This is a genomic window from Pullulanibacillus sp. KACC 23026 (genome assembly GCF_029094525.1).
GTDB lineage: Bacteria > Bacillota > Bacilli > Bacillales > Sporolactobacillaceae > KACC-23026.
The window spans coordinates 3,344,000-3,367,796 of record NZ_CP119107.1 but is presented as its reverse complement, the minus strand read 5'-3'; the positions used below and the strand labels follow the sequence as shown (position 1 = coordinate 3,367,796).

Here is a 23,797-nt window from a genome sequence, read left to right as displayed (position 1 = left end):
TGAGGGGCTAAGAGAAGGGGATTGGTGACATGAAACAGCGAAAAATTCCCATGCGAAAATGCGTGGCTTGTCAGGAAAATAAGGAAAAAAAAGCACTTATTCGAGTCGTTCGCTCTCCCGAAGGTATCGTTTCTGTTGATCCGACAGGAAGAGCCAATGGGCGCGGTGCTTATCTCTGTTTGGACCTGTCATGTATCGACCTCTCTGAGTCAAAAAATCTTTTAGGGAAACAATTAAAAGCAACAGTTGATTCCTCTGTTTATACATCTCTAAGGGAAATGGCAGGGGATCGATAAATGGATCAAAAACGAAAGCAATGGATTTCCTTTCTAGGCCTTGCTGCTCGGGCAAGAAAAGTGATCACGGGAGAAGAGATGGTCATACAAGCCATACGGCAAAATAAAGCGTTTTTAGTGCTTTTATCAAATGATGCTTCCGCGCGCACCAAGAAAACCATCGCAGATAAGTGTACCTATTATAAGGTTCCGTATAAGGAAGTCGTTGATCGAGCTACTTTAGGTCATGCCATTGGAAAAGCAGAACGGGTTTGTGTCGCCATCACAGAAAAAGGTTTCGGTGACAAGTTAATCGCAATGATCGATTAAACCATTCGGGGGTGACTATATGAGTAAAATGCGTGTATATGAATACGCTAAAGAAAAGAAACTATCGAGTAAAGACGTTATCAAAATGTTAGAAGATATGGGCGAAACCGTCTCCAGTCACATGGCGGTTATAGAGGAAGAGTCCATAAAGAAATTGAATCAAAAGATGACCGAACGCACAGGACACTCTTCACCAAGAGGGACGAATGAGTCAAGAGGCGGACAGAACGATTCAAAAAGGCCACATTCAACCTCATCAAGACCTCAACACCAACAGAGACCGAACAATACGCGTTCCGGTCAACATCAACAGGGTCATTCTAGACCAGTGTCTGGGCAGGGGAATCCGAGACATCAACAAACTGATCGAGATAAGACACCAATACACAATAAAGGACAAAAACAAGTGGTAGAGAAAAAAACAACAACTACAAGTTCACCTATACAACCGCAACAGAATAGAAAAGCTAATCCGAAGAACAAGACGACCAATGAACATGTGCGCGGCCGCAGTGACCAGGAAGATGGTCGCGGGGGGAAACGCTTTAATCAAGGTAACAACGAACGCCGCGGAAATGGAAAACGCAAAAGAGGCGGTCGTTCGAATCAGCCTCAGCAAAAACAGCAAAAGCCGCTTCCACAGAAAATTACAATTAACGGCCCTCTTCTTGTCAGTGGTTTAGCTGAAAAATTAGGAAGAGAATCCTCAGAAATTATCAAAAAGCTCTTCTTGCTTGGGATTATGGCTACTAAGAACCAAGAAATTGACAAAGACACCATTGAATTAATTGCGACCGACTATGGTGTTGAAGTCGAAGAAGAAGTCTTTGTTGATAAAACATCTCTTGATGAGTACAAGATGGATGTCAATGAGAAAACAGCAGTGGTAAGACCGCCTGTTGTTACGATCATGGGTCACGTCGACCATGGGAAAACCACACTGCTTGATTCCATCCGGAATACGAAGGTAACAGAAGGAGAAGCGGGTGGTATCACTCAACATATTGGGGCATACCAAGTCACGCACAATGGTAAAAAAATCACTTTCCTAGATACACCAGGACATGCTGCTTTTACAACCATGCGTGCCAGAGGAGCTCAAATCACTGACATTACAGTTCTTGTCGTGGCAGCTGATGATGGCGTGATGCCGCAAACGGTTGAAGCGATTAACCATGCTAAAGCAGCTGGGGTACCAATTATTGTAGCTGTCAATAAAATGGACAAAGAAGGGGCAAACCCTGACCGCGTGATGCAGGAATTAACTGAACATGGTCTCATTCCTGAAGATTGGGGCGGCGACACGATTTTTGTAAAGCTTTCTGCTATTAATGGAGAAGGAATTGACGATCTTCTAGAAATGATTACACTCGTTTCTGAAGTCGAAGAATATAAAGCCAATCCGGATCAATTAGCAACGGGTTCAGTCGTTGAGGCTGAGCTTGACAAAGGCCGTGGTCCTGTTGCCACATTACTTGTTCAAAACGGAACACTTAAGGTGGGCGACCCGATTGTCGTCGGTAATTCCTTCGGCCGTATTCGTGCCATGGTCAATGATTTAGGAAGACGGGTTAAAACAGCTGGTCCATCCACGCCTGTAGAAATTACGGGATTGAATGAAGTGCCGAATGCAGGCGACCAATTCGTCGTCTTTGAGGACGAGAAAACCGCGCGTTCTGTTGGTGAAGCACGGGCTGAAAAGCAGATTGTCGCAGACCGAAATGCGAACACGAAAGTCAGCTTAGATGACCTCTTCGATAAGATTAAAGAAGGCAACATTAAAGATCTTAATGTCATTGTAAAAGCAGACGTTCAAGGTTCAGTAGAAGCATTGGCCGGTTCTCTTCAGAAGATTGATGTGGAAGGGGCTCGCGTCAACATTATCCATACAGGAGCGGGCGGAATTACTGAATCAGATGTTATTCTTGCTTCTGCCTCGAACGCGATTATTATTGGATTTAACGTTCGCCCTGATGTCAATGCTAAGCGGACAGCCGAAGCTGAAAAGGTAGACATTCGCCTTTATCGCGTTATCTATGATGCGATCAACGAAATGGAAGCGGCAATGAAAGGGATGCTTGACCCTGAATTCCGTGAAAAAGTGATTGGTCAAGTCGAAGTGAGAACGATCTTTAAGGTTTCAAAAGTGGGAACCATTGCCGGCTGCTATGTTACAGAGGGGAAAGTCTCTCGTGATGCAGGGATTCGTCTAATTCGTGACGGCATTGTCATTTATGAAGGGAAAGTCGATACACTTAAACGCTTCAAAGATGATGCAAGAGAAGTGGCTGCGGGTTACGAATGTGGGATCACGCTAGAAAACTTTAATGACGTTAAAGAAGGCGACATAATGGAAGCCTATGTGATGGAAGAGATTAAACGTTGATCATTGGCCTAGTAACGTGTGAATGCTTGCTTTATGAAACACACTCTTTAAAAGAAAAACGTACTATATTGCAAAGTATTTTAACTCGCGCTAGGCAAAGGTTTAACGTATCTGCAAGTGAGATTGGCTTTCAAGATCAGTGGCAGCGTACCAAAATGGCTTTTATAGCCGTCTCTTCTTCACGCAAAGTCGTCGAAAACGAACTGCAAGCAGCCTTAGCCCTGATCGACCAACGCCCCGAAATAGAAAGAGCAGAAACGTTGTATGAATGGCTCTAAGAAGATTCGACTTCATTTAAGTGCTTCCAGCTTATGAAAGCCTGTCAGAAAGACGTATTAAAGAAGTCAAGGGAAAAATGGATTGAGGTGTAGAGAATGGCAAATGTTCGTGCCAATCGAGTAGCTGAGCAAATGAAGAAAGAAATGACGGATATTATTTCTAACCGAATAAAAGATCCGAGAGTGGGTTTCGTTACAGTTACAGGAGTTGACGTAACGGGCGATTTGCAGCAGGCTACCGTCTATGTCACGGTGTTAGGTGACGAAAAAAATAAATCGGACTCGTTAGACGGGCTAAATAAGGCGAAGGGATTTATAAGATCTGAAATTGGTCAGCGAATTCGCCTCCGCAAAACACCAGAGATTCGTTTTATGATTGATGAATCAACGGAATATGGCAACCGTATAAATAAACTGCTTCACGACCTCGAACGCGATTTTTAAGATTTGAGTACAGAAAGGATAGACAACGGTCTATCCTTTCTGTATGTACATTGGAAAACGTAGCCATTCGACGGTTGCTTCAAGGAGCCAAATGTTAACGCGTAACGAGTTAATAAACAGGTGTATCAAGAGGATGCGCTAAAAGCACAAAAACGGGCGATTTAGAGGTTCGAGTAAGGTGAATGAACTCATTTGACCCGAGAGCCATAAGCTTGAGAGAATGAGCATGAATGATAGATAAGGGGGCAGGGTCATGTACGACGGTATTTTACCATTATACAAACCAAGAGGGATGACCTCCCATGATGCCATATATAAACTTAGAAAACTGCTCCACATGAAGCGTATCGGGCATACGGGGACGCTTGACCCGGATGTGGACGGTGTGTTACCGATTTGCTTAGGGCGAGCAACACGTGTTGCCGAATACATTACAAATGGGATAAAGGCCTATGAGGGGACCGTTGCTTTAGGAACTTCCACCACCACCGAAGATGCTTCTGGTGAAATTGTTAGCGAAAAGGAAGTGGAAAAGCCTATACCTCGGGAAAAGGTTTTGACCGTTCTTCAAGGCTTCCTTGGGGAAAGACAGCAAACCCCGCCGATGTATTCTGCCGTTAAAGTAAGAGGGAAAAGGCTTTATGAGTACGCACGTGAAGGCATTCCAGTCGAACGTCCGACAAGACAAATTATCATTTATACCTTGCAATTAAGGGATGAGGCGTCTTCTTATATGAATAAAATTCCATTTGAAGTTGTGTGCGGTAAAGGAACCTATGTTCGAACATTGGCCGTTGAAATTGGTGAACAGCTAGGATATCCCGCCCATTTGGAAAGCCTGACACGGACCGTTTCAGGAGGCTATTCATTAGAGGATTGTTACACGTTTTCTGACATTGAAAAGGCCGTAGAGACGGAGAAGCTGCAAGACTTGCTAGCCCCTATTGAAAAGGCTCTTCAAGACTTCCAGAAATGGATCGTTTCCAATGAGGAAGAGTCGAAAATTCAAAATGGGGCTGTTCTTCCTCTTTCAGAAGACTTAAACTTTAACAATGAGCCTATTGCAGTTTATAATAGAAAAGGTCATTGTTTAGCGCTCTATCAATTACATCCGCAAAAAGAGGGCTTTATAAAGCCGATGAAGGTTTTTTCATCGGCCGACTGATCTTATTAAAAAGAATTTCACTCATGCTGATTTATAGATGATTGGATAAGAAAGACTAAGCTTTTTGCCAATAAGGACTTGAGCGACCCTCATTTTTTTTGTGACACGTTTGAAAGTCACATCGAGAGGTTATTCGGTAAGCTTAAGTCTTTCTAGTGAAATTTTACACATGGGATCAAAAGTCCTTTTGGGATTCGAACATTAGAAGAAGGTGTCTTTAAATGGAAATTATACACTTAACGCATCCGATCGATCATCGACTTAAAACCTCTGGCGAAAAAGTGATGGCGCTAGGTTACTTTGACGGTGTGCATATTGGGCATCAAAAGGTGATCCAAACGGCGGTTGAAAGTGCACGTGAGAAGGGGCAAAAAGCCGCAGTTATGACGTTTCATCCTCACCCTTCCGTTGTTTTGAAACAATTGAAGAAACGGGATGATTATTTAACGCCGGTAGAGGAAAAAGCAAGGTTAATTGCAGACTTAGGTGTGGACGAACTTTATATTGTCACATTCAGTCAAGCGTTCAGTCAGCTGACACCACAGGAATTTGTGGATACTTACCTGATTATGCTCGATGTGAAGCATGTCGTTGCTGGTTTTGATTTTACCTATGGCCGGATGGCAAAAGGAAATATGACAACACTATTAGAAGAATCAAGAAATATGTTTAAAGTGACTGTCGTTCCTAAGGTGGAACTGACGGAGGTAAAGGTAAGTACCACGCTTATCCGCGACCATATTTTAGAAGGACAGGTTGACCGTGTTATCCCAATGCTTGGCAGACCTTATAGTATTAAAGGCAAAGTGATAGAAGGTGACCCTAAGGGAAGAACAATTGGCTTTCCAATCGCGAACGTCAACACGGATGAGCCGTATGTTTATCCACAAAGCGGAGTCTATGCGGTCGAGGTTGAGACAAAGATCGGACGTCGCCAAGGTGTGTCTACCGTTAGCGAACGTACAGCCTTCAATGAACAGGAGATCAAGCCTCTAATTGAAATCTATCTTTTTGATTTTAATGGAGATAGTTATGGAGAGACCGTCACCGTTTTTTGGTACAAAAAGCTTCGCGATGAGCGAGCAATCACGGAAACAGAAGAATTAAAAGCCCAATTAGAAAAAGATAAACGAGAAGCCATTGCTTTTTTTAATACTCAACTTACGGTTTAATGGTTGGAAATAGATCAACAATTGGACATGGACTTGATATTTAATAGAAATAGTTGTATGCTAGTGAATGTACGCGAACCTCAGCGTGGCATAACGGCTCACCATCGTTTGCTGGGCTGAAGGGGATTTTATGAAGGAGGTGAAAAGGATGGCTTTGACAAAAGAACGCAAAACGGAACTTGTGAACGAATTCCGCACTCATGAAGGCGATACAGGTTCTCCAGAAGTACAGGTTGCTATCCTAACTGAGCAAATTAACACGTTAAACGAGCATTTACGCGATCATAAGAAGGATCATGCTTCACGTCGCGGTTTGTTGAAAATGGTTGGGAAACGTCGTAATCTTCTTGCTTACCTACGTAACAGTGATGTTCAACGTTATCGCGAGTTGATTAATAAACTTGGTTTACGTCGATAAGAACAAGCGAAGCGGGAAGACTCTTCCCGCTTTTTTGTACTATAAAGAGATTTTTTTGTTTAATGGGCTCTTAGGCGGATATCCTAGACTTAAGAGACCTTCTACATACATATGGTCCAAGCAATCGCCTCTTTAGACATGTGTTGTCATTGATGACAAGATAGGTAAACAATAGGATCGACTTATTTCTATGTTCCCTAATTTGTGGGAATGAATCTTAATTAATGGAAGGGGTTCCCTTGCATGGAACAACAAAAAAAACATGTGTACACCATGGACTGGGCAGGCCGTACGCTAACGCTTGAAATTGGCGAATTAGCGAAACAGGCAAGCGGTGCAGTCATGGTGAGATACGGGGAGACGGCGGTTCTTTCGACGGTAACAGCGTCACAAGAGCCAAAGGATCTTCCTTTCTTCCCTTTGACAGTAAACTATGAAGAACGACTTTATGCGGTTGGGAAAATTCCTGGCGGGTTTATTAAACGCGAAGGACGTCCAAGCGAAAAGGCGATTCTTGCTAGCCGTTTAATTGACCGCCCGATTCGACCGTTGTTTGAAGATGGGTTTCGAAATGAGGTCCAAGTTGTCAGCATTGTAATGAGTGCCGACCAGGATTGTTCTTCTGAAATGGCCGCTATGTTTGGTTCTTCCTTAGCGCTTTCGATCTCGGATATTCCATTTGAAGGACCTATTGCAGGCGTTATCGTGGGAAGAGTCGACGGTGAACTGATCATTAATCCGACAGTTGAACAAGCTGAGAAGAGTGATCTCCACTTAACCGTTGCAGGAACTAAGGATGCTATTAACATGGTTGAAGCGGGTGCTGATGAGGTTCCTGAAGAAGTCATGCTTGATGCGATCATGTTTGGTCATGATTACATCAAAAAATTAGTGGCCTTCCAAGAAGAGATCGCTTCTGAAATTGGTAAGCCTAAGCGTGAGGTTGTTTTATTTAAGCCTGAAGCGGAAATAGAGGCTAAAATTCGCGAGGAAGCTACCGAAAAATTAAAAGAAGCCATCCATATAGAAGAAAAGAAAGCGCGTGAAGCGGCGATTGACGAAGTTAAAGCAGAAGTCATCGCTCGTTATGAATCCGACGAAGCTTATGCAGACAAAATCGGTCAAATTAATGAAGTCCTTTACAAAATTGTAAAAGAAGAAGTGAGACGTTCGATCGTTGTGGATCATGTACGTCCAGATGGCCGAGACATTGATGAAATTCGTCCGCTTTCATCTGCGGTTGATCTTTTACCAAGAACGCACGGCTCCGCTTTATTTACACGCGGTCAAACACAAGCTTTAAGTATTTGTACATTAGGAGCACTTGGGGATGTGCAAATTCTCGATGGTCTCGATATGGAAGAGTCCAAGCGGTTTATGCATCACTATAACTTCCCTCCATTCAGTGTCGGTGAAGCGCGTCCTATGCGCGGGCCAGGCCGTCGTGAAATTGGACATGGCGCCTTAGGTGAACGAGCTTTGGAGCCGGTTATTCCTGATGAAAAAGCATTTCCTTATACGATTCGCCTTGTTTCTGAAGTTCTTGAATCCAACGGTTCGACTTCGCAGGCAAGTATTTGTGCCAGCACAATGGCCATGATGCACGCGGGTGTTCCAATTAAATCACCAGTTGCCGGTATTGCAATGGGGCTTGTCAAGCACGGTGAGGATGTATGTGTACTGACAGACATCCAAGGTATGGAAGATGCTCTTGGTGACATGGACTTTAAGGTTGCAGGAACGAACAAGGGAGTCACGGCTCTTCAAATGGACATCAAGATCTCGGGTATTACCCGTGATATTCTGAAGACTGCCTTAACTCAAGCACGCGAAGGCCGCATGAAGATATTGGATCACATGCTTTCGACGATTGCTGAGCCAAGAAAAGAACTTTCCAAATATGCACCAAAAATTCTTATCATGTCTATTGATCCAGATAAAATCAGAGATGTTATTGGACCGGGCGGTAAGATTATTAATAAGATTATTGATGAAACAGGCGTTAAGATCGACATTGAGCAAGATGGAATGATTTACATTTCATCGACCGACCAACAAGGAAACGAAAAAGCCAAGAAGATTATTGAAGATATTGTTAGAGAAGTTAAAGTGGGCGAAGTTTACCTTGGTAAGGTTAAGCGCATTGAGAAATTCGGCGCCTTTGTTGAAATCTTTAACGGAAAAGATGGTCTTGTTCATATTTCTGAGTTGGATCAAAAGCGCATTGCTAAGGTTGAAGATGTTGTCAATCTTGGAGATGAGGTTTTAGTAAAAGTAATTGATATTGATAAGCAAGGGCGGGTTAAGCTCTCTCGCAAGCAAGCGATGGAGAAAGCCGAAGATAAAGACCCTGTTTCCAATAAATAAGCTATTTAAAAAGGTTATTAGTTGAGGCTCTCAATTAAGCAACCTTTTTTATTTTTGCCTTTTTAACATCCTGTTCTAATTTGGACAATCTCTCGCATAGGTTGGTACAAAGGAGTGATGGGTCTGATGAAGCGCATGATTTTAAGCGGGCTCGTCTTTGCATGCTTAGTTTGGATGACGTTCGGTTCGATTAGCTCTTATCGCGGCTTATTCTTATCACAATTCATCCCTCAATTGAATGCCCTTGATCAAACCGCTGCAGGGGTTTATCATCCATTATTGAATAAAATTAAAACGTATGCAGGTACGCATAATGTGAAGCCGATCGATGCAAAGCTCGATCCTGTTTGGAAAGCTGTTCCAGGTTATAATGGGCGAGAAGTTAATATAATGGCTTCGTATCACAATATGGAAGACACAAAGACCTTTGATCCCTCCAAAGTGGTGTATCAAGAAGTCCCTCCAAAAGTCCACTTGAAGGATCTCGCCCCCCATCCGATTTATCATGGCAACCCAAATAAACCAATGGTCGCGCTGTTGATTAATGTTTCAACAGGCAGCAATGAGTATTTGCCGCAGATTTTAAAGACCCTTGACCAATTCGGTGTAAGTGCGACCTTTTTTCTGGATGGCCAATGGGTGAAGGATAATCCGCGTCTTGCCATGCTCATTTGTGAAGAAGGGCATGCGATCGGTAATTTTGGTTATAACCAAGAAAATATGAAGACTTTATCTAAGGCAAAGCAAACGGCACAAATCAAAAAAACCAATGACGTCCTTGAAGCAGTGTTAGATATCAAGCCGCATTATTTTTTTCCGCCGCAAGGCTCTTTTAATGAACAAACACTAGAAGCAACGAATAAACTAGGCATGAGAACCGTCTTGTGGTCAGTGGATACGCTTGATTGGAAGAACCCAGACCCCAATGATATGCTTGAGATTGTGAACACAGAAGTGGAATCGGGCTCCATGGTCGTGATGCGCGCTTCAAAAGGAACCGCTGAGAGCATTGGATCAATGATCGAATCCATCGAACAAAAAGGATACACCCTTGGAACGGTCCCAGAACTATTAAGTGAAGAACGAATTGGGGATTAACTGTTAAAAAGGTTTAAAAACTGGAATTCATTATAATAATTAATGTTGACAACCTGTCTAACAAAATTTGTTCCTTAATTGCCTAAAATGTTATAGTAATCCATAGGTAGAAGATTCCAAGGAAACTACTGAGAGGTTCTATAGGAGGAAGTTCTTTGATAAAAAAACATACATGTGCAAATGGTATTCGAGTGGTATTGGAAACCATTCCAACAGTGCGTTCCGTGACAATTGGAATTTGGATTGGCACCGGTTCGCGCAATGAAACGAAAGAAACAAATGGCATTTCTCACTTTATTGAACACATGCTCTTTAAAGGGACGGAGACGCGCTCTGCCCGTGAGATTGCCGAAGCTTTTGATCAAGTAGGCGGTCAGGTCAATGCTTTTACGTCAAAGGAATATACCTGCCTATACGCTAAAGTTCTAGATCAGCACGCGCCTTATGCGATTGATGTTTTATCGGATATGCTGTTTCACTCAACGTTTGACAAAGAGGAATTAAATCGTGAGAAACAGGTTGTCTATGAGGAAATCAAGATGTATGAAGATACGCCTGATGATCGCGTCCATGATTTGCTTAGCGAGGCAAGCTATGGTCATCATCCGCTTGGACTTCCGATTCTAGGGACGGAAGCGACACTTTCTGAGTTTAGTCCAGAGAGCCTCAGGGAGTATATGTCCACTCACTATTTGCCAGGTGAAATCGTTGTTTCAATTGCTGGAAACGTCGATGAAAGCATCCTTGCTCAAGTGGATGAGATATTTAGCAGCTACCAAGCCGATCAAAAGGTTCTTGATGAACAAACTCCAAAGTTTTTTACTGGGAAGATCGGCCGAAAAAAAGAAACGGAACAGGCCCATCTGTGTCTTGGGTTTAATGGTCTGGCTCTTGGTGATGAGGACCTTTACACCTTAACGGTCATGAACAATATTTTAGGCGGATCTATGAGCAGCCGTTTATTCCAAGAAGTACGTGAAGAGCGCGGCCTTGCTTATTCGATCTTCTCTTTTCATACCGCTCACAAAGACAGCGGCCTTCTCACTATATATGGAGGGACAGGTGCTGAGCAAATTCAAACCCTTTACGATACCATTTTTATGACACTAGATACGCTTGTTGCCTCTGGGATAAGCGAGAAAGAATTACGAAACAGTAAGGAACAGATGAAAGGCAGTATGATGCTAAGCTTAGAGAGCACATCCAGTCGCATGAGCCGTAATGCCAAGAATGAGTTGATGTTAGGCCGTCATCGTCCTTTTGATGAGCTGACAGAGCTCATTGACCGGGTCAGCCTAAGCGATGTGAAACAAATGGCAGAGCGCCTGTTCACCTCTGATTTTTCCTGTTCAATCATTAGTCCGACCGGCGATCTTCCTAAATCAAAGGTCCATTAAGATCATTTGATTAAGCTATTTTAAGTCTTACACAAATTGTGTAGGGCTTTTTTCTTTTGCTTATTTACTAGATTAAGCGTCTTTATAGAGGTGCCCGAGGAGAATCTTTTCGGATTCCTTTTCACCACTTTCTCTTTTTCCTCATAGTATACGTTAGGCAAAGAAAGCCTAGGTGTATGCACGTGTCATCCATCTTAGAAAGGAGAGAAAAGATGACATGTTAACAGGTATTCATATAGTGATTATAGGTGGCGATGCTCGGCAGTTAGAGGTCATTGACAAGTTAAACAACCTGGATGCACAGCTTGATTTAGTTGGGTTTGATCGACTGGATCAGTATTTTCATGGTGTGAACAAAATGGATTTGGAGGATATTGATCCAACAACCGTTGATGTGATCGTTCTTCCAGTCAGCGGGGCTAATAACGAAGGTTATGTTGAATCTATTTTTACAGAAAAGAAGATTCAACTGACGAAAGAATGGCTTTCCGAGACACCTGAAAACTGTGTAATTTATTCAGGTATTCCTACCGCATTTCTTTTGGAATGTGAGAGAGACTGCAAATGCACACTCGTCAAGTTATTTGAACGAGATGATGTCGCCATTTACAATTCGATTCCAACCGTTGAGGGCACGATTATGATGGTCATCCAAAACACGGACATAACCATCCATGGATCAAATGTAATTATTCTAGGGCTCGGTCGAACAGGGATGTCGCTCGCTCGCACATTTGATGCCTTAGGGGCACATGTGAAAGTGGGAGCAAGACGGCCAGAACACATGGCTCGTATAACTGAAATGGGATTAGAGCCCTTTCACATAAAGGATCTTGAAAATAAAGTGTCGGATGTGGATGTGGTGATCAATACGGTTCCGGCTAAAATTATCACAAGCTTAGTCCTCTCCCAAATGCCTTCGCGTGCTTTGGTCGTTGACGTGGCTTCTAAACCAGGAGGAACCGATTTCCGCTATGCAGAAAGGCGAGGCATTAAAGCCATTCTTGCTCCTGGGATTCCGGGAATTGTCGCGCCGAAAACGGCCGGAAGAATCATAGCGAATGTTCTTTCAGAGCTTTTGCTCGAACGGTTTGAAAAGACCGACAATTAGAAGGAGGATGTATTCTGAATGGATTTGAAAGGAAAACATATTGGCTTTGGCATAACCGGCTCACATTGCACCTATAGTCAGGTCGTCCCGCAAGTACAAGAGTTAGTAGATGCAGGGGCAAACGTGACGTGCTTTGTGACCTATACGGTCAAAAACACCGTCACACGGTTTGGCGATGGCCGTGACTGGGTCAAGAAAGTGGAAGAAATAACAGGAAATAAAGTAGTAGACTCGATCGTTGAGGCAGAGCCTTACGGGCCCAAAAAACCTTTGGATTGCATGGTCATTGCTCCGTTAACCGGTAATTCAATGAGTAAATTTGCAAGAGCTCAAACCGATAGTCCTGTGCTAATGGCTGCGAAAGCAACGATGCGTAACCTTTGCCCAGTCGTTCTTGGGATATCAACAAATGATGGTTTAGGACTGAATATGGCTAATATTGCGGCCCTTATGGCAGCGAAAAACATTTATTTTATTCCTTTTGGTCAAGATATGCCAGATACCAAACCGCAATCCCTTGTTGCCCGAATGGACGATCTGAAGGCAACTGTTGAGTGCGCCCTTGAAGGAAAACAGATCCAGCCAGTGCTCATTGAAAAATTTCGTGATTTAATGTAATGTCCCTTCACTGGAAGTATGCTAAAATAATAAGGAATTTCAAAAAAGGAGAAACAATGTGTTTCTCCTTATTTAAGGATACCCGTTAGTTGTCATTCGACTCGTCTATTTATAGATGGGTAGGGCATGGATTCTATTAGAAACGAGTGCTCATAGTTTAGGGTGAAACAGAAAGTCATTTAATTTTAAAGAGGTTTGCCATGGAGGAGGAACAGACGTGACGGAAAAAGACGGAATAACGGTAGCTGTTGTTGGTGCAACAGGTGCTGTTGGCCAACAAATGCTTCATTTACTTGAAAATGATACAGTGCTACCTATTAAACAATTGAAGGTTTTAGCCTCCAAAAGGTCTGCTGGAAAACAGGTTGAGTTTAGAGGAACCTCTGTAACTGTAGAAGAGGCATTGCCAGAATCCTTTAAAGGTGTCGATATCGCGTTGTTTAGCGCTGGAGGAGCTGTATCAAAAGAATTAGCTCCAGAAGCAGCCAAACACGGTGCCATCGTTATAGATAATACGAGTGCTTTTCGAATGGATCCTGAAGTTCCGCTAGTTGTTCCTGAAGTCAATGAACAGGCACTGTTTGATCATAATGGCATTATTGCGAATCCAAACTGTTCAACCATTCAAATGGTAGCGGCGCTTCAACCGCTCCGTGAAAAATTCGGACTGTCAAGAATTATTGTCTCAACTTATCAGGCTGTCTCAGGTGCTGGAATGACCGCGATTGAAGAGATGAAGCGTGAATCACAAGCCGCTTTAAACGGAGAGCCGGTTAACCCATCCTTTCTTCCTGTGAAGAGTGGTGAAAAGCACTATCAAATTGCCTTTAATGCGATCCCTCAGATCGATAAATTTCAAGATAATCGCTATACGTTTGAAGAAATGAAAATGATAAACGAAACGCGCAAAATTATGGGCGACGCATCGATTAAAGTCGCGGCGACTTGTGTCAGATTGCCGGTTCATTCCGGGCACGCTGAATCCGTTTATGTTGAACTCGGCAAAGCTGATCTCAGTGTTGAAGAGATTCTAAATGTGCTAAGTGAGGCGCCAGGAGTCATTGTAGAAGATGATCCGGCTACGCAAACTTACCCGATGCCAATTAATAGTGTTGGAAAGACAGATGTCTTTGTCGGCAGAGTTCGGAGAGACCTTGATGTTGCGAGTGGCTATCATTTATGGATTGTCTCGGATAACTTATTAAAAGGTGCGGCATGGAATTCAATTCAAATTGCACACAGTCTTATCAAATTAGGACTTATCAAAACGAATGGGTAATGTCAATCATCCGAGATGAAGCGCTGATTGATTAAGGAGATTTGGTTAATGAAGATCGTTGTACAAAAATTTGGAGGAACATCGGTTCGGAATGTTGAGGATCGCCTTCAAGCTATTAGACAAATAAAAAAAGCAACACAAGAGGGCTACAAAGTCGTTACAGTGGTGTCGGCAATGGGACGTATGGGTGATCCGTATGCGACCGATACACTATTAAGCTTAATCAAACAAGATGAAGCCTCTAAGAGAGAATTGGATCTTCTCATGTCTTGCGGCGAAACGATTTCGTCTGTTGTTTTTTCGAATTTGCTTAAACAACAAGGGTTGAACGCAGAAGCCCTGACTGGCGGGCAGGCTGGTTTCAGAACGAGTGCCAATTTTAATTCTGCCAAAATTACAGAAATGCGTGTGGAACGAATTAGGGAGATGTTCAAAGACGACTCTCTAAATGTAATCGTCGTGGCAGGCTTTCAAGGTCAGACCGAAACAGGGGAGATTACGACACTTGGCCGGGGCGGCAGTGATACCTCAGCGGCAGCCCTTGGAGCGGCACTTCAGGCTGAGTGGATTGATATCTTTACTGACGTTGAAGGGGTTATGACAGCCGATCCGAGAATCGTAGAAGGCGCGCGTCAATTAAGTGTTCTCACTTACCAAGAGATTTGTAATCTCGCTTATCAGGGTGCCAAAGTGATTCATCCGCGCGCTGTTGAAATTGCCATGCACGCAAAAGTACCGCTTCGCATTCGGTCGACTTACTCAGATGATCCAGGGACACTTGTGACCTCTAATCGAGAGCTTAAAGAAGTGCATGATGTACAAGAACGGCTGATTACAGGAATCACTTATGTGGATAATGTGACGCAAATTGAGGTAACGGCAGTTGAAGGTGACTTTGAATTTCAAAATCGCGTCTTTAAAGCCATGGCTGAGCATCAAATTAGTGTTGATTTTATTAACATAAGTCCAAAGTCTGTCATTTATACGGTCAGCGAATCGGCCACAAATCTTGCCATCCAGCTATTAAATGAGCTTGGGTTTGACCCGGCTGTCAAAAGAGGATGTGCAAAAGTCTCAGCAGTTGGAGCAAACATTGCTGGCGTTCCAGGTGTGACATCCAAGATTGTCCAAAGTTTAACAGATCTCGGCATTCAGATTCTTCAATCCGCCGATTCTCATACAACGATATGGGTCTTAATCTCTAATCAGCATTTGAATGAAGCGGTCAATGCCCTTCATGATGTGTTTGAACTAGATAAACCCGATCAAGAAAAAGAACAGTTGTTTTAGTGCTCGAGAAAAGCTTAAGGAGGAGTCGTCATGACTTTTGGTCGTATGTTGACCGCTATGGTAACTCCATTTGACCAAGAAGGTCATCTGGATGTTACGAAAATTAAAGGTTTAGTAGATCACTTAATTAATACAGGTACAGAAGGACTTGTCGTTGCAGGAACGACAGGTGAATCACCAACCCTTTCTCATGAAGAGAAAATTGAGCTTTTTAAACGTGTTATTGACGCAGCAGAAGGACGTGTTCCCGTCATAGCTGGAACAGGCAGTAATAATACGAATGCCTCGATTAACCTCACAAAAGAGGCGGAGACACTCGGGGTGGACGGGATTATGCTGGTGGCGCCTTATTACAGTAAGCCTAACCAAGAAGGCTTATATCGCCATTTTGAAGCGATCGCGACGTCTGTTCATTTACCTGTTATGATTTACAATATTCCAGGACGTTCCGCTGTTAATATATCGACTGATACGATAGTGAGACTCGCCCAAATCGATAATATCACTTGTGTTAAAGAAGCGAGCGGCGACCTTGATCAAATGGCGCAAATCATTGAGAAGGCACCTGATGATTTCATTCTCTATACAGGAGATGACGGGTTGACGCTGCCAACCCTTGCGATTGGCGGCTATGGAGTCGTATCCGTTGCCTCTCACGTTATCGGTCGCGAACTATCGGGGCTTATTCAAGCGTTTCAAGAAGGCCGCTTAAGTGAAGCAGCAGCTGAACATAGACGTCTCTTGCCATTGATGCGTCAGTTATTTGTTGAACCAAGTCCAGTACCAATTAAGACCCTTTTAAATGGGTTAGATATAAAAGTTGGTGGTGTCCGCTTGCCGTTGGTCCCATTAACTGATGAAGCGCGCGTCGATTTGCAGCGTGTTTATGATAAGGTTGTAGAAGGAGCCAACTAATGGGCTCTTTTTTTTTTTTTGAAATTAAAAAATCCCGACTTTTGGATACATCGACATTGAAACGTCGTTTTTTGTGCGAAAATAACCTCGCTTTGCGCGGGCACGGCAATACGTCCGCGCAAAGCGAGGGAATCGTCGTTACACGTAAAACGATTAGGCGTAACCAGAATACGCTATCCGCCGCTAAACGGGGCTGAAATGCCGAAATAAAGGAATGCCGTTACGCCTATTTCGGTTGAGCGTAACATGGATTCGCTATCCGCCGCGAATCCGGCTGGAATGCCGAAATAAAGGAATGCCGTTACGCCTATTTTGATTGAGCGTAACGAGGATTCGCTATCCGCCGCGAATCCGGCCGGAATGCCGAAATAAAGGAATGCCGTTACGCCTATTTCAGTTGAGCGTAACGAGAACACGCTATCCGCCGCGAATCCGGCCGGAATGCCGAAATAACGGATTGACGTTACGCCTATTTCGGTTGAGCGTAACAAGGATACCCTAACCTCCGCGAAATGGGACGGAATGCCGAAATAAGGGAATGCCGTTACGCCTATTTCAGTTGAGCGTAACGAGAACACGCTATCCGCCGCGAATCCGGCCGGAATGCCGAAATAAAGGAATGCCGTTACGCCTATTTCTGTTGAGCGTAACGAGGCTACGCTATCCGCCGCGAATCCGGCTGGAATGCCGAAATAAAGGAATGCCGTTACGCCTATTTTGATTGAGCGTAACGAGGATTCGCTATCCGCCGCTAAACGGGCCGGAATGCCGAAATAAAGGAATGCCGTTACGCCTATTTCGGTAGAGCGTAACGAGGCTACGCTATCCGCCGCTAAACGGGGCTGGAATGCCGAAATAAGGAAATGGCGTTACGCCTATTTCGATTGAGCGTAACGAGAATACGTTATTCGCCGCTAAACGGGGCTGGAATGTCGAAATAAGGAAATGCCGTTACGCCTAATTCGGATGAGCGTAACATGGATTCGCTATCCGCCGCTAAACGGGCCGGAATGCCGAAATAAAGGAATGCCGTTACGCCTATTTCGGTAGAGCGTAACGAGGATTCGCTATCCGCCGCTAAATGGGGCTGGAATGTCGAAATAAGGGAATGGCGTTACACCTATTTTGATTGAGTGTAACGAGGCTACGCTAACCTCCGCGAAATGGGCTGAAATGCGGAAATAAAGGAATGCCGTTACGCCTATTTCGGTAGAGCGTAACGAGGCTACGCTATCCGCCGCTAAACGGGGCTGGAATGCCGAAATAAGGAAATGTCGTTACGCCTATTTCGGTTGAGCGTAACCAGAATACGCTATCCCTCTCCCAATTGCCCATTTGAGTCGTTAGGCGTAACGAGCATTCTCTATTTAACTCGGAACGGCCCATTTTACCCAGGAAGTTGACCAGTAACTTATCCTAGTTACGCTTCTTATGTTAAAATGGGACGATTTTCCACATTGGTTAGACAATCACCTCTATTTGTTAAACGTTTAAACAGAAAACAGTGTCAAGAAAGACTTTTGGGTTAAGTTTATATTTTGAAACAAGAGTCCGGCTTTAGTGCTTTTGTCTTTATGACTATTAGAGTTGTTTGACTCTCATCTTGTTCAATGTTCATTGCTTCGAGTATAATGGAGGAAAGCGTTGGTACGGGGGAAAGTATTGTCGGACTTTTATGCTTTTAAAATTTAGGAGGAATGTCCATTGCAAACTGAGAGAGACGAAAAAATTAAGATTTATGCGATGGGCGGCGTTGGTGAAAACGGGAAGAACATGACGGTAATCGAAATCGACGAAGCTATTTTCTTGGTCGATGCCGGTGTCATGCTTCCAAAAGATGATATGCTTGGAATTGACCGAGTGATTCCTGATTTCACTTATTTGGTCGATCGTAAGGAGCGAATTAAAGGGTTATTTTTAACTCATGCCCACCAAGAACAGATCGGCGGTATTCCTTATCTACTCAAGTCGATCAAAGTCCCTATCTATGGTTCCGCTTTTACAATTGGCATGCTTGAGCTTTTATTAAAAGAGCATGGTCTGAATCGACAAGTTAAGCTTAATGTGATCGACCCAGATCGCACGTTAAAAATAGGCAGGCATCGATTAACCTTTTTTAGAACGACCCATGATATCCCTGATTCCATTGGCATCTCGATTCATACGGCGCAAGGAGCCATTGTTCACACAGGGGATTTTAAGATTGACTATACGCCTGTCGATGGAAGAAAATTCGATCTGAATAAACTGACTCGCTTAGGAAATGAGGGCGTCCTCTGCTTGCTGTCAGATAGCTATAATGCTGAACGCAGAGGTAAAACCCTTTCAGAATCAGACATACAAGATCATTTAGAAGAGCTTTTCTACTTTAACAACGGAAGAGTGATTACGGCCCTCTATGCATCCAATATACATAGAATTCAGCAGGTCGTAAATGCCGCTGTTAAGACGAATCGCAAAGTGGCTTTGGATGGCCGTTATTTGGAGAAGGTCGTGGGACTTGCGGTCAAGCTGGGCTATTTGGACATCCCTAAGAATGTGTTAATCACCCTCGACAAAATGGATCAAGTTAAAGAACGTGAATGGGCGATTATCACATCGGGTCCTGATGGTGATCCAATGACACCATTTACGAAAATAGCTCAATATGCCCATAAAAAAATCCAGCCAAAGGATACGGACTTATTTGTCTATGCCTCCTCTGCAACACCTGCTGATGAGCGAAATGTGACTCGAGCTATTGATTCTTTAATGCGCCTTGGGGTTAATGTTGTCTATGGAGATTCGGTTCATGTGTCAGGTCATGGCTCACAGGAAGATTTGAAGTTGGTTTTAGAGCTCGCTAAGCCGCGCTATTTCATTCCAATTAGGGGAGAATTTCGTCTGCAGAAAGCTCATATGGATCTCGCAAAGGCAATGGGGATTCCCGCTTCTAATGTTTTCCTTGTCGATAAAGGAGATGTTGTTGAATTTATCGATCAACAAGCCCGTTCAGCCGAACGTGTTCCGGCTGGTCACATTCTCGTGGATGGTCTTGGCGTGGGAGATGTCGGAAATATTGTGCTAAGAGATCGCCGTTTGTTGGCAGAAGATGGGACGGTCATTGTTGTGGTCACCCTCTCCCGGGAAACGAAGGCGATTCTAGCAGGGCCAGAAATCATCACAAGAGGGTTTGTTTATGTGAGGGAATCTGAAGCGCTTATTGAGGATTCTGCCAAGATCGTGACAGAGGTTCTGACAAATGCGTTAACCCAGAAAATCTCAGAATGGTCAGCCTTGAAGAATGGGATCCGCGATGCATTAAACCGTTATTTGTATGATAAAACAAAACGCCGTCCAATGATTTTACCTATATTAATGGAAATTTAATCAACCTGTTCAACTCCCGAGAGTCCCGTACACTCGGGAGTTTTTTATTGGCGCTCCTGTTAACGAAGGAGAAATTTCTGTTTAAACATACATTTTGTATCAAACCTTTCCTCTCGTTGAATACTACGGATAGTTTCTTACCTTGTTTATTTGTTCACAAAAGAAAGGAGAGACATCTGTATGTCAAATGAAGAGCATGAGCTTGAGGAAGAGGAAATGGAGGAGAATTCCACACAGAATTCAATCTTAAATCAAATTCAGAAGCTGGGTCAAACCACGGCTCCCGCTGCTGTCTCCAATATTCACTGCTTGACGATCATTGGTCAAATTGAAGGGCATATGGCCTTGCCGCCTAAAAATAAAACGACCAAATACGAACACTTAATCCCTCAATTGATTGCGATTGAGCAGAATGAGCAAATCGAGGGCTTGCTTGTCATGCTAAATACTGTCGGTGGGGATGTAGAAGCTGGTCTCGCTATTGCTGAAATGATTGCGACCTTATCGAAGCCGACGGTTACACTTGTTATTGGAGGCGGTCATTCAATCGGGGTTCCCATTGCCGTTTCATCCAGTTACTCTTTTATTGCCGAGAGTGCCACGATGCTCATTCACCCTGTCCGTCTCAATGGTCTAGTAATCGGGGTTCCGCAAAGCTTTGATTACATTGAAAAAATTCAAGAAAGAATCGTGCGGTTTGTCGTTTCCCACTCAAAAGTGACCGAAGATAAATTTAAAGAATTGATGTTCAATCGAGGCGATTTAACGCGCGATATCGGAACAAGTTTAAATAGTGAGGAAGCGGTGAAGAGCGGTTTGATCAATGAGATCGGCGGAATCAGCGAGGCTCTGAAAAAGCTGAATGAGCTAATTGGCCAAAAGCCAGCTAAACAAGAGCAGGTGGTGCAATAATGCTTTACACGGCCGTCCCCATTGAATGGATATTTGAGGAAGACGAAGCCGCTCCCTCAAAGACACGGGAAATCGAAATAAATGGGGTCAAATTGATTGTTGCGGAGAGAGATTCTTCCACTTATGAGATCGTACAACTCATCAGTTCAAATCCTTCTCATTATCTGGATGATCACTATCAACCTGGAAAGACCCTTTCATTAAGACCTTTACTCTAGATGGGAAGTTAAGGTACAGTATAACTATAGGGAAATCACGAGGTCCTTATCTGTTTGGACGAGCAACATCCATTCAGACGGGACCTTGTCCTTATCTATCAGATTGTTTGAACCTGAAATCCAAGCCTTTAAAGAGGTGTCAAGAATGGCTACAAGAAAGAGGAGAAAACGTCAGAAAACAAGGAAGGGCTGGAAACAGACGGTCATTTTTGAAATAGTCGGCCTGCTTATCTTCGCTCTCACTTGTATCGGGATATCTAGAATGGGCGTAGTTGGCGACATGCTCGTCCAAATCACCAAGTTTTTTGCTGGAGATTGGAATTTTATCATTTTTATCGGAACATTAGCGTTATCGATTTATTACATATGGTCCAGGCAGCAGCCTGCTTTCTTTTCAAGACGACTAGTAGGGGTTTATCTTTTATGTTTTGCCATCCTCCTATTAAACCATATTGTTTTATTTGAGAAGTTATCGGCTTATAACAAATGGCCTAATGGATCGGTTATTTTGAATACTTGGCAGCTTTATCGTGAACAATTTTATGGAACCGAGCCGATCTCCATAGGCGGGGGCATGATCGGTGCGGTTGGATTTGCCTTCTTTTTTAAATTATTTGATGCGACCGGTGCCATGTTCATGGCTATTTTTTTAATCATAATTGGACTTATGCTAATAACAGGGAAATCGCTTCGTGAATATCTCAAAAAATGGGGCAATCGCTTTGGCAGAGCCGGAAGATCGCTAAACCAAGCCGCGTCGAATAAGGTTGAAAAGGCTAAGGAACAGCGGAGAGAAAAGCGAGAGGCCAAACAGACAGCCCAAAGGGAGAGAGAGATTCAACAGCAGCTAGACCTTCAAGAGGCTGAAGGGGAGAGCAATGAGCCGATTGTCGAACCGGTTATCCATGACTTTAGTGATCGCTTATCGACGCAAGCTGAGACTCCACCCGCCGAGCCGGAGGGAGATCCTAATAAAGGGACTGATTCGGATGAGGGACCTGAGCCTGAATTTACCGAGCCAGAACTAGAAAATGAGGATTATCAATTACCGCCAATTTCGTTATTGAATAAGCCGCAAAAAAATTCCCAATCAAACGAACGTCAGCATATTTCAGCAAATGTGAAAAAATTAGAGCAAACGTTTGAAAGCTTTGGGGTTAAAGCAAAGGTCAAGAAGGTTCATTTAGGACCCGCTGTTACAAAATATGAAGTGTATCCCGATGTTGGGGTAAAAGTGAGTCGTATTGTGAATTTGAATGATGATTTGGCTCTCGCGTTAGCAGCTAAGGAAATCCGGATTGAGGCGCCGATCCCAGGAAAGTCAGCAGTTGGTATTGAGGTGCCTAACCAAGAAGTAGCGATGGTTAATTTGCGGGAGATCTTAGAGTCAGAAGAAGCTCAAAGACAGGCTTCAAGGCTTTCAGTTGGTTTGGGCCGTGATATTTCCGGTGAACCGGTTCTCGCTGATCTCGGAAAGATGCCTCACCTTTTAGTGGCGGGGGCAACTGGGAGCGGGAAGAGTGTGTGTATCAACGGGATTATTACGAGTCTGTTGATGCGAACCAAGCCGCATGAAGTCAAACTGCTTATGGTTGACCCGAAAATGGTGGAATTGAATGTCTATAACGGTGTCCCCCATCTTTTAACACCTGTTGTGACGGAGCCAAGAAAAGCGGCACAAGCGATCAAGAAAGTGGTTTCGGAGATGGAACGCCGGTACGAGCTCTTTTCACATAGCGGGACGCGTAATCTTGAAGGGTATAACAATTATATAAAAAGACAAAATGAACTAAATGAGACTCATCAGGCGTTGATGCCTTATATTGTCGTGATTATCGATGAGTTAGCCGATCTTATGATGGTAGCTTCAAAGGACGTGGAGGATGCGATCACACGGCTCGCCCAGATGGCGAGGGCTGCTGGAATTCACCTGATCATTGCGACACAACGTCCTTCAGTGGATGTCATTACAGGGGTCATAAAAGCTAATATCCCATCTCGAATTGCCTTTAGTGTCTCATCACAAACCGACTCTCGAACGATTCTTGACGGAGGCGGTGCGGAGAAGCTTTTAGGTAAAGGCGATATGTTATTTTTACCAGTGGGTGCCTCCAAGCCAACACGAATCCAAGGCGCTTTTCTTTCAGATGAGGAAGTCGAAAGTGTTGTGAATTTTGTCATCTCCCAGCAAAAAGCCCAGTATCAAGAAAATATGATTCCAACCGATGAGCCTGAACAAAAAAAAGTTGAGGTAGAGGATGAATTGTTTGATGATGCTGTGAAGCTTGTCGTTGATATGCAGACAGCGTCTGTATCGATGCTGCAGCGACGCTTCCGAATTGGTTATACTCGCGCCGCCCGGTTGATCGATGCTATGGAAGCTAAGCAAATCGTTGGACCTTATGAAGGAAGTAAACCGCGCGATGTTTTAATAACTTCCATTGAGGAAGAGAAAACCTCATAAAATTGGATTATAAGAAAACAAGGCCTTTTTCTATTAAGGGTCTTGTTTTTTTTCTTAGTGGTTGTACCAAGGTTAGTTAGAGGTGAATGGAAAACGAGAGTCTGCTAGTGACAAGATTAGGAATTGGGGCGAAAGTGGGGAGAAATGAACCGACTAAAAAGCAAGAAGTATAGTTGAAATGCTCTTTGGATGCTCCTTCGAATGGTTAATAAGGTTTCGGACAAACTAAAAAGGAGTAATTTCAGGTTCTTGGTATCTTGGGACCATTTTCTTTTAAATTTGACATTTAGG

Annotated in this window: 22 protein-coding genes; 20 read left to right on the top strand and 2 right to left on the bottom strand. The window is 43.6% G+C overall.

The annotated features are described in order from the left end of the window. Nucleotides 1-29: 29 nt before the first annotated feature. The 16 genes from rnpM to dapA all read left to right on the top strand — a co-directional run bounded on the left by rnpM (nucleotide 30) and on the right by dapA (nucleotide 16,543). Nucleotides 30-296 carry an RNase P modulator RnpM gene (rnpM, locus tag PU629_RS15670; protein WP_275280994.1) on the top strand — a complete coding sequence of 89 codons (267 nt, stop codon included), beginning with the start codon at nucleotides 30-32 and terminating at the stop codon, nucleotides 294-296. After that, nucleotides 297-605, top strand: a complete 309-nt coding sequence (locus PU629_RS15665) for a YlxQ family RNA-binding protein (RefSeq protein WP_275280993.1) — start codon at nucleotides 297-299, stop codon at nucleotides 603-605. 19 nt (nucleotides 606-624) lie between these two features. Further along, on the top strand, nucleotides 625-2,991 hold the full coding sequence (gene infB / locus PU629_RS15660; protein WP_275280992.1) for a translation initiation factor IF-2: 2,367 nt from the start codon (nucleotides 625-627) through the stop codon (nucleotides 2,989-2,991). After that, nucleotides 2,988-3,269: a DUF503 domain-containing protein gene (locus tag PU629_RS15655; protein ID WP_275280991.1), complete on the top strand. Its 282-nt coding sequence runs from the start codon at nucleotides 2,988-2,990 to the stop codon at nucleotides 3,267-3,269. The genes infB and PU629_RS15655 overlap by 4 nt, the downstream gene beginning before the upstream one ends. A 96-nt stretch (nucleotides 3,270-3,365) precedes the next feature. Further along, a complete protein-coding gene (gene rbfA, locus PU629_RS15650) occupies nucleotides 3,366-3,713 on the top strand; it encodes a 30S ribosome-binding factor RbfA (RefSeq protein WP_275280990.1) in 348 nt (115 codons plus the stop codon). Between the two features lie 253 nt (nucleotides 3,714-3,966). Further along, entirely contained in the window at nucleotides 3,967-4,878 is a 912-nt protein-coding gene (gene truB, locus PU629_RS15645) for a tRNA pseudouridine(55) synthase TruB (protein ID WP_275280989.1), read from the top strand. Between the two features lie 221 nt (nucleotides 4,879-5,099). Continuing rightward, nucleotides 5,100-6,050, top strand: coding sequence for a riboflavin biosynthesis protein RibF (gene ribF / locus PU629_RS15640; protein WP_275280988.1), 951 nt, complete (start codon nucleotides 5,100-5,102; stop codon nucleotides 6,048-6,050). A 148-nt stretch (nucleotides 6,051-6,198) separates the two neighbouring features. After that, nucleotides 6,199-6,468: a 30S ribosomal protein S15 gene (gene rpsO / locus PU629_RS15635; RefSeq protein ID WP_275280987.1), complete on the top strand. Its 270-nt coding sequence runs from the start codon at nucleotides 6,199-6,201 to the stop codon at nucleotides 6,466-6,468. A gap of 243 nt (nucleotides 6,469-6,711) precedes the next feature. Continuing rightward, a complete protein-coding gene (gene pnp / locus PU629_RS15630; protein ID WP_275280986.1) occupies nucleotides 6,712-8,835 on the top strand; it encodes a polyribonucleotide nucleotidyltransferase in 2,124 nt (707 codons plus the stop codon). A gap of 126 nt (nucleotides 8,836-8,961) precedes the next feature. After that, nucleotides 8,962-9,933, top strand: a complete 972-nt coding sequence (locus tag PU629_RS15625; RefSeq protein ID WP_275280985.1) for a polysaccharide deacetylase family protein — start codon at nucleotides 8,962-8,964, stop codon at nucleotides 9,931-9,933. A 155-nt stretch (nucleotides 9,934-10,088) separates the two neighbouring features. Then, a complete protein-coding gene (locus PU629_RS15620; RefSeq protein WP_275280984.1) occupies nucleotides 10,089-11,330 on the top strand; it encodes a M16 family metallopeptidase in 1,242 nt (413 codons plus the stop codon). Between the two features lie 217 nt (nucleotides 11,331-11,547). Then, a complete protein-coding gene (gene dpaA / locus PU629_RS15615) occupies nucleotides 11,548-12,441 on the top strand; it encodes a dipicolinic acid synthetase subunit A (RefSeq protein WP_275280983.1) in 894 nt (297 codons plus the stop codon). A gap of 18 nt (nucleotides 12,442-12,459) precedes the next feature. Then, on the top strand, nucleotides 12,460-13,059 hold the full coding sequence (locus tag PU629_RS15610) for a dipicolinate synthase subunit B (protein WP_275280982.1): 600 nt from the start codon (nucleotides 12,460-12,462) through the stop codon (nucleotides 13,057-13,059). 217 nt (nucleotides 13,060-13,276) lie between these two features. Further along, the gene (gene asd / locus PU629_RS15605) at nucleotides 13,277-14,338 is read left to right on the top strand and encodes an aspartate-semialdehyde dehydrogenase (protein ID WP_481900442.1); all 1,062 of its coding nucleotides are present in this window, start codon (nucleotides 13,277-13,279) and stop codon (nucleotides 14,336-14,338) included. A gap of 48 nt (nucleotides 14,339-14,386) precedes the next feature. Then, nucleotides 14,387-15,628, top strand: coding sequence for an aspartate kinase (gene dapG, locus PU629_RS15600; RefSeq protein ID WP_275280981.1), 1,242 nt, complete (start codon nucleotides 14,387-14,389; stop codon nucleotides 15,626-15,628). A 30-nt stretch (nucleotides 15,629-15,658) separates the two neighbouring features. Further along, complete coding sequence (gene dapA / locus PU629_RS15595; protein ID WP_275280980.1) at nucleotides 15,659-16,543, top strand: 4-hydroxy-tetrahydrodipicolinate synthase; 885 nt, start codon at nucleotides 15,659-15,661, stop codon at nucleotides 16,541-16,543. A gap of 173 nt (nucleotides 16,544-16,716) precedes the next feature. Here the strand turns inward: dapA and PU629_RS15590 are convergent, their stop codons facing one another. Both PU629_RS15590 and PU629_RS15585 read right to left on the bottom strand, forming a co-directional pair. Further along, nucleotides 16,717-17,121 carry a hypothetical protein gene (locus PU629_RS15590; protein WP_275280979.1) on the bottom strand — a complete coding sequence of 135 codons (405 nt, stop codon included), beginning with the start codon at nucleotides 17,119-17,121 and terminating at the stop codon, nucleotides 16,717-16,719. Between the two features lie 652 nt (nucleotides 17,122-17,773). Continuing rightward, entirely contained in the window at nucleotides 17,774-17,929 is a 156-nt protein-coding gene (locus PU629_RS15585) for a hypothetical protein (protein WP_275280978.1), read from the bottom strand. A gap of 318 nt (nucleotides 17,930-18,247) precedes the next feature. Here PU629_RS15585 and PU629_RS15580 point away from each other — a divergent pair, with 318 nt between their 5' ends. From PU629_RS15580 to PU629_RS15565, 4 genes are all read left to right on the top strand, one after another. Then, entirely contained in the window at nucleotides 18,248-19,912 is a 1,665-nt protein-coding gene (locus PU629_RS15580; protein ID WP_481900441.1) for a ribonuclease J, read from the top strand. 180 nt (nucleotides 19,913-20,092) lie between these two features. Further along, a complete protein-coding gene (locus tag PU629_RS15575; protein WP_275280977.1) occupies nucleotides 20,093-20,824 on the top strand; it encodes a ClpP family protease in 732 nt (243 codons plus the stop codon). Then, complete coding sequence (locus PU629_RS15570) at nucleotides 20,824-21,042, top strand: YlzJ-like family protein (protein ID WP_275280976.1); 219 nt, start codon at nucleotides 20,824-20,826, stop codon at nucleotides 21,040-21,042. The genes PU629_RS15575 and PU629_RS15570 overlap by 1 nt, the downstream gene beginning before the upstream one ends. A 145-nt stretch (nucleotides 21,043-21,187) precedes the next feature. Continuing rightward, nucleotides 21,188-23,506: a DNA translocase FtsK gene (locus PU629_RS15565; RefSeq protein ID WP_275280975.1), complete on the top strand. Its 2,319-nt coding sequence runs from the start codon at nucleotides 21,188-21,190 to the stop codon at nucleotides 23,504-23,506. Nucleotides 23,507-23,797: the final 291 nt, after the last annotated feature.

Coding starts and splice junctions, on each gene's coding strand:
- dpaA (WP_275280983.1), top strand. CDS start 11,548: ATGTTAACAGGTATTCATATAGTGATTATAGGTGGCGATGCTCGGCAG.
- PU629_RS15585 (WP_275280978.1), bottom strand. CDS start 17,929: ATGGGCCGTTCCGAGTTAAATAGAGAATGCTCGTTACGCCTAACGACT.
- rbfA (WP_275280990.1), top strand. CDS start 3,366: ATGGCAAATGTTCGTGCCAATCGAGTAGCTGAGCAAATGAAGAAAGAA.
- PU629_RS15625 (WP_275280985.1), top strand. CDS start 8,962: ATGAAGCGCATGATTTTAAGCGGGCTCGTCTTTGCATGCTTAGTTTGG.
- dapA (WP_275280980.1), top strand. CDS start 15,659: ATGACTTTTGGTCGTATGTTGACCGCTATGGTAACTCCATTTGACCAA.
- PU629_RS15570 (WP_275280976.1), top strand. CDS start 20,824: ATGCTTTACACGGCCGTCCCCATTGAATGGATATTTGAGGAAGACGAA.
- PU629_RS15665 (WP_275280993.1), top strand. CDS start 297: ATGGATCAAAAACGAAAGCAATGGATTTCCTTTCTAGGCCTTGCTGCT.
- truB (WP_275280989.1), top strand. CDS start 3,967: ATGTACGACGGTATTTTACCATTATACAAACCAAGAGGGATGACCTCC.
- PU629_RS15575 (WP_275280977.1), top strand. CDS start 20,093: ATGTCAAATGAAGAGCATGAGCTTGAGGAAGAGGAAATGGAGGAGAAT.
- dapG (WP_275280981.1), top strand. CDS start 14,387: ATGAAGATCGTTGTACAAAAATTTGGAGGAACATCGGTTCGGAATGTT.
- infB (WP_275280992.1), top strand. CDS start 625: ATGAGTAAAATGCGTGTATATGAATACGCTAAAGAAAAGAAACTATCG.
- ribF (WP_275280988.1), top strand. CDS start 5,100: ATGGAAATTATACACTTAACGCATCCGATCGATCATCGACTTAAAACC.
- pnp (WP_275280986.1), top strand. CDS start 6,712: ATGGAACAACAAAAAAAACATGTGTACACCATGGACTGGGCAGGCCGT.
- rnpM (WP_275280994.1), top strand. CDS start 30: ATGAAACAGCGAAAAATTCCCATGCGAAAATGCGTGGCTTGTCAGGAA.
- PU629_RS15565 (WP_275280975.1), top strand. CDS start 21,188: ATGGCTACAAGAAAGAGGAGAAAACGTCAGAAAACAAGGAAGGGCTGG.
- PU629_RS15610 (WP_275280982.1), top strand. CDS start 12,460: ATGGATTTGAAAGGAAAACATATTGGCTTTGGCATAACCGGCTCACAT.
- rpsO (WP_275280987.1), top strand. CDS start 6,199: ATGGCTTTGACAAAAGAACGCAAAACGGAACTTGTGAACGAATTCCGC.